Annotated in this window: 7 protein-coding genes; 1 reads left to right on the forward strand and 6 read right to left on the reverse strand. The window is 30.8% G+C overall.

What is annotated here, in order from left to right; translation table 4 throughout:
* Positions 1-212: 212 nt before the first annotated feature.
* Positions 213-1,271, forward strand: coding sequence for a rod shape-determining protein (gene mreB, locus SCLAR_RS06995; protein WP_100255201.1), 1,059 nt, complete (start codon positions 213-215; stop codon positions 1,269-1,271).
* A 22-nt stretch (positions 1,272-1,293) separates the two neighbouring features.
* Here the strand turns inward: mreB and SCLAR_RS07000 are convergent, their stop codons facing one another.
* The 6 genes from SCLAR_RS07000 to rpmH are packed head-to-tail and all read right to left on the reverse strand — an operon-like array spanning position 1,294 to position 5,715.
* Entirely contained in the window at positions 1,294-2,085 is a 792-nt protein-coding gene (locus SCLAR_RS07000) for a TatD family hydrolase (RefSeq protein WP_100255202.1), read from the reverse strand.
* Positions 2,086-2,093: 8 nt separating this feature from the next.
* Positions 2,094-3,440: a tRNA uridine-5-carboxymethylaminomethyl(34) synthesis GTPase MnmE gene (gene mnmE / locus SCLAR_RS07005; RefSeq protein WP_100255235.1), complete on the reverse strand. Its 1,347-nt coding sequence runs from the start codon at positions 3,438-3,440 to the stop codon at positions 2,094-2,096.
* Between the two features lie 45 nt (positions 3,441-3,485).
* Complete coding sequence (locus SCLAR_RS07010) at positions 3,486-4,037, reverse strand: hypothetical protein (RefSeq protein ID WP_157795170.1); 552 nt, start codon at positions 4,035-4,037, stop codon at positions 3,486-3,488.
* Complete coding sequence (gene yidC, locus SCLAR_RS07015) at positions 4,030-5,226, reverse strand: membrane protein insertase YidC (protein ID WP_211277550.1); 1,197 nt, start codon at positions 5,224-5,226, stop codon at positions 4,030-4,032. The genes SCLAR_RS07010 and yidC overlap by 8 nt, the downstream gene beginning before the upstream one ends.
* 16 nt (positions 5,227-5,242) lie before the next feature.
* Entirely contained in the window at positions 5,243-5,572 is a 330-nt protein-coding gene (gene rnpA, locus SCLAR_RS07020; protein WP_100255205.1) for a ribonuclease P protein component, read from the reverse strand.
* 8 nt (positions 5,573-5,580) lie between these two features.
* The gene (gene rpmH / locus SCLAR_RS07025) at positions 5,581-5,715 is read right to left on the reverse strand and encodes a 50S ribosomal protein L34 (RefSeq protein WP_100255206.1); all 135 of its coding nucleotides are present in this window, start codon (positions 5,713-5,715) and stop codon (positions 5,581-5,583) included.
* Positions 5,716-6,000 lie beyond the last annotated feature (285 nt).

Genomic DNA, 6,000 nt, shown 5'->3' on the forward strand with positions numbered 1-6,000 from the left:
ACCTTAGGGTTGTTTTTTTCTTTAAGTAGTAAAAATTACCCTTTTCCCCTATTTGAGTTTGCCTACAATAAGAGAATTTACTAACATAATGTTAAAAAGGTGAAAAGAATTGTATAAAATAGGTCTAATTTTTGTCTATTCTTATAATTATTTGGTATCATTAACATATAGTAATCGTGAAGAGGACTAATTAATAGGAGGACACAAATTATATGAAAAGCGAAGATCGCACATTTATTGCACTAGATTTAGGAACAAGCAATATTTTAGCTTATGTTGGAAAGCAGGGGATTGTTTACAACGAACCCTCAATTATGGCTTATGATACTTTAACAAACACTTTGTTAGCTTTAGGTCATGAAGCATACGATATGTTTGGAAAAACACACGATCACATCCAAATGATCGTACCAATTAAAGATGGAGTTATTACTGATTTAGATGCGGCCAAAGATTTATTAAAACATGTTTTTTCAAAATTAAAAATGTTAAATGACTGAAAAAACTCAATTATTTTACTTGCATGTCCAAGTGAAGTTACAGAATTAGAAAGAACTGCCCTAAAACAAGTGGCCTATGATATGGGAGCAGACATTGTTATTGTTGAAGAAGAAGTTAAAATGGCAGCTGTTGGAGCTGGTATTAACATTGACTTAGCAAAAGGAAATGTTGTAATTGATATTGGTGGAGGAACTACTGATATTGCCATCATTTCTGCTGGAGATATCATTATCTCAAGATCTACAAAATTGGCAGGAAATGCCCTTAATGAAGAAATTAAAAAATACATTCGTTCAGAATACAATGTTCTGATTGGATCAAAAACTGCTGAAAATGTAAAAATTGAATTAGGTTCACTTGCAAAATACAAAGGTGAGAGAACAATGTCTGTTTTTGGTAGAGATGTGGTTTCAGGATTACCCAAAGAAGCTTTAATAAGTTCTGAGGAGGTAAGAAACGTCTTAGTTAATGCCTTCGGAAGAATCACAAACATGATAATTGAATTAATGGAAAATACACCTCCAGAATTAGCTGGGGATATCATTACAAATGGATTCACTTTATGTGGTGGTGGTGCCCTATTAAGAGGTATCAAAGAATACTTTACAGGGATCTTCTCAGTACCTTGTACAGTTTCACCAAACCCATTAACTGGTGTTGTTGAAGGATGTAAAATTTGAGAAAAAGTTATCTTGAAACGTCTTGAAAATGACTACTATGGAAAAGGTGCTCGTAAAGTTAAAAAAGGTTCTCAACCAGACTTTATTTAAAAAAAACGCTTAAGCGTTTTTTTTATATTATTCCAAAGATTTTTTTTGCATTACGCGTTGTAATGTCTGTAACATCATGTTTACTTAGGTTTTTTAATTTTGCAATTTTTTCAACTGTATAAACAATTTCCTTAGAGGTATTAATTTTTCCTCTATTTGGAACTGGTGTTAAATATGGGGCATCAGTTTCAACCAACATACTGTTTATTGACATTTTTTTAACAGCATCTTGTAATTCTGTGGCATTTGCAAAGGTCACAACACCTGGTATTGAAATTAAATAACCTTTTTTAATAAATAGTTCAGCAATATTATAACCTCTTGTAAAACAATGAACAATGGCTTTTTTTACTTTCATTTTAGTTAAAATTTCAAGTGTGTCATGATAGGCCTTGTCACTGTCATCCTTATCACGAATATGTAACATAACCGTAAGATCATTGTCTAAAGCAATTTTAATTTGTTTTTCAAAAATTTCTTTTTGTCGAGTAATGTGTTCAGTTGAATAATAGTAATCTAATCCAATTTCGCCGATCGCCACTGCTTTTTCTGAATATGCTAAGAGCTCAATTTGTTCGATGTCTGTGTTTTTAATTAGGTGTGCGTCATTGGGGTGAATCCCTACTGCACAATAAACCTCTTCATATTTAAAAGCATAACGAACCGCTGCAGTTGATGACCTAACATCATACCCAACACAACAAAAATTTGAAACTCCGTTTATTTTTGCTTCACTAATCATGTCAACTACTTCAATGCCCTCCTTTTTATACTTTTCATCACTAAAATGTGTGTGTGTGTCAAAAATACCCATATTTTTACCTACTTTCCTAAACAATATTTTCTAAAAGTGTTGTTAATTACTTCCTCATCAGTATCTACAATTCCCAACATTGTATTAATGGTATTCAAAGATTCATATAAGTCAACCATTACAATATCAATGCCAATTTGGCTATTTAAGTTTACAATAGCTGTGTCAAGACTTGCTGCTGCTCTTTTTAAACTACCAATATTGTCTATATTTGTAATAATAGTTGTTTCGGCTTGCAAAATATCATCATTTGCTCATATCTGTTTGATTTTTTGCAACAATTCTTCAATATCTGCATCAATTGCATTGATAAATACAATATTATTATACTCTTTTTTGGCTTGTGTTTTAACTGTATCTGATAAAGATTTAGCCTTATTAACAACCACAATGTGTTGCTTATTTTGAATTTTTTGATAAATTTCTTGGTTAATAAGGAGTGAGTCAACAACTAACAAAATCAAATCTGCAGTATCTATGAGTTTTAAGCTCTTTTCAATTCCAATTTTTTCAATTTTATTTGTGGTTTTTCTTATTCCTGCTGTATCAATTAAATTTAGTGAAAAGTTATCAAAGTTTATTTGTCCTTCAATAATATCTCGAGTAGTGCCCTTAATATCAGTAACGATTGCTTTGTCCTCATTTAACAAAGCGTTCAAAAGAGATGATTTTCCCACATTTGGTTCACCCAAAATCAAAGTGTTAATGCCATCATTTATTTTCAAAACTCTTTGGCTAACCTCAATAATCTTTTCAACTTCAGATTTTGTTTTTGCCAATGACTCTGCCAGTTCTGCTGGTGACAGACCTTCAATATCATCATACTCAGGGTAATCAATTGTGGTTTGAATTTTTGAAATTACATCAATTAAATTCTCTTTTATCTTTAAGATATTCTGATTATTACTACCTGTTGCATTTAAAGCATTAATTTTAATTGCTAAATTGTTTCTTGATTCAATTAGATTATTAATTCCCTCTGCTTGTAGTAAATCTATTTTACCATTCATAAATGCTCTTTGTGAAAACTCACCATTCAGTGCCATTCTAGCACCATTTTTAATTAGAAGTGCTAAAATTTTATTTGCAAGCAAAATACCTCCATGACAATTTATTTCAACAACAAATTCCCCAGTAAATGATTTGGTCTCAACAAAAGTTATTAGTAGTGCCTCATCAATTAACTGATCATCTTCATAGATTTTTCGCAGTTGTTGTGAGTTGTTAACCTGCAAGGGCTTTTTTATTATTTTATTAACTATTTCAAAAGCTTCAGGACCTGAAAGTCTTATGATAGAAATTGCTTGTTTTGCAAGCTTGGTTGCTGGTGCAACAATTGTGTCATTAAATTTTAATATCATATTCTGGTCGCCTCTCTTGGATTATATCAAAAAAAGCGATTACTTTCTCGCTTTATATTTGATCTTAATTTGTTTCCCAGCCACATTGTCACGAGAGTTTTTTCAAATTGAACTATACTCAGAACAAATCTCTTGTAGTTTTTTTCTAGATTTTTTAGTTAGTGGTGGTGTTAAATAAGTCTCCTTATTTTTTAAGCAGTTTGAAATGGCTGTTAAAAACATTTCTTTTGTATAAGTTCTCTCTGCAGTTCAAACCTGTTTGTAATCTGCAAGCAATACTGGTAGATAAATTTTAAATTTACCTAGGACAACAATTTTAATAAATTTCTCAATTACTTGGCGTTTTGCTTCATCTAAAATATTTTTGTGATGAAAGTACAAAACATTCTTCTTGCGACCATTGTCATAAGTTAAGGCTTGGACATGAATTTCAAAAAGTTCATGTAAAAAACTTCGCAAATAATCTAAAATTAATAATCGTTGTTGGTTGGCAATGAATAAAAAAACTTCTTTATCAATTCTATGAGCAAGTTTTACAGTTTGCTGTTTTTTTGACAAGAAGTTGTTTACTCTATTTTTGGTGTTAAGCATTTTTGGTGTTTTTCATTTTGCTTGCTTTAATCATTTTTTCTCTTTTTTTAACAATACGTTTAGTTCTTGTTTCTTTTAGATAGTGGAATGAGAGGGTCTGAACAATTTGGAAACCAGAAGAGAAGATCCAATAAATGGCAACCCCTGTGGCAATCGAACTGACAATAAAGATAAACACAAAAATGAATACCAATTGGAATAGCAATTGTTTTTTTCTTGCTTTTCTTTGCTTCTCTGTAATTGGTTTTTTTGACTTCTTAGTCATTTGTAAAAACATTGGTAACAACATTGATAAAATTTGTAATGGCAGATAAACTGCAATAATTGACATATAAACATAATTACCTGCTTGTATTTGTGCTCAAGGCTGTTCAATCAGGGTGATCTGTCCAATAGTGGTAACCTTTAACACCCTAACAGATCTTACAATTGAGAACATGGCAAACAAGAACGGCATTGATAGGAATTGTGTAGCCATTGAACTCAGAGGGCTAATTCCTTCTTTTTTATAAAGTGCCATCATTTCCATGTGTTGTTTTTGCTTGGTCGCTGGATCTGATGATCCTTTATATTTTGCTTGTATTTCTGCTTGTTTCATAGTAACATTGGTCATTTTCTCTTGATTTAATTGAGTTTTTCAAGTAAATGCTAGCGTTATTCCCCTTACCAATAATGATGTAAAGAATATTGCAAATAGAGCTGAAACCCCATAATTAGCTTTAGTAGCGTCAATTACCCCTTCGGCATTTGTGCCAGAAAAGAGCCTAATAAAGCCAACCAGAACAAATGCTAATGGATAAACGAAGAATCCATAGAAGAATGATCCTCCAGTTTCACTAAAAGCACTAAGCCATGAAGAAATTGATTTAAATTGATATTCACTAATCGTTCCATTGACGGCATCTACATCAAAGAAGTGGTTTTTATAACCACTGTCACCAAGAGATTTAATAATAATCTCAAATGACACCCCTGGGGCAAAAATGTTATTACCCGACATATCTTTAATTTGTCCAACCGTATAGTCTGATTGATACATCTGCACACAACCCCATAACATTGAAATAATTATGAAGATGAAGATAACAATTTTTGTTCATCCCCAGATTGTCTTTAATATGTCTTTTGGTGTTCTTTTACCCTTACCATTTTTTCCGCCAAAGTATTTAGAGTAATCTTGTTTGTACACAGATCTCACCTTCTTTTTATCTTATTTTATTTAAACTGTTTTTTAATTCATTAAGGTTTTGTTCAAAAGTCATTTTTGTAATTGGCACCCTAGCCATAATAATAATTTGGGCTTTTTTTTCTTTGATATCAGGCAATAAACCTCTTACCATTTGACGAATTTGTCTTTTGACTTTATTTCTAAATACAGCATTTCCTAGTTTTTTTCCCACTGAAACCCCATATTTAAACCTTTTTTTATCATCAATAAAGTAGTAAATCACAAATGATGGTGATTTAATGTACTTTTTATTACTTATTATATTTTGAAAATGGTGGTTTTTCTTTATGATATATTGGTTCTTCATAAAAAAAATTAAGCTGAAAGTCTTACTCTACCTTTAGCACGACGTGCTTTTAAAACTTTTCTTCCATTTTTAGTAGCCATTCTCGCTCTGAAACCATGTGTTCTAGCATGTTTAATCTTACTTGGTTGTCATGTTCTTTTCATAATTTCCCTCCTTTTTACATTAAAGTACCAATTAAAATTATATCTTATTTCTTATGTTATTTATATACTAAAATGTTTTTTTTGAAAAAAGTTTTTGGGGATATTTGTGGAAAGATTTAGTAGTCTTTTAAATTGTGGAAAACTTCTAAAAAACCTTTGTTTATAGGGTTTTTATTTAATTTTTATCACTAAATCTTTAAATATTTTTTATATTTTCAACTTATTAACAAATCTAAAAATTATTCTTTTATAATCATTATGTAGTTTTTGGGGGTGCAACATTTT

This window comes from Spiroplasma clarkii, assembly GCF_002795265.1.
Taxonomy (GTDB): domain Bacteria; phylum Bacillota_I; class Bacilli_A; order Mycoplasmatales; family Mycoplasmataceae; genus Spiroplasma_A; species Spiroplasma_A clarkii.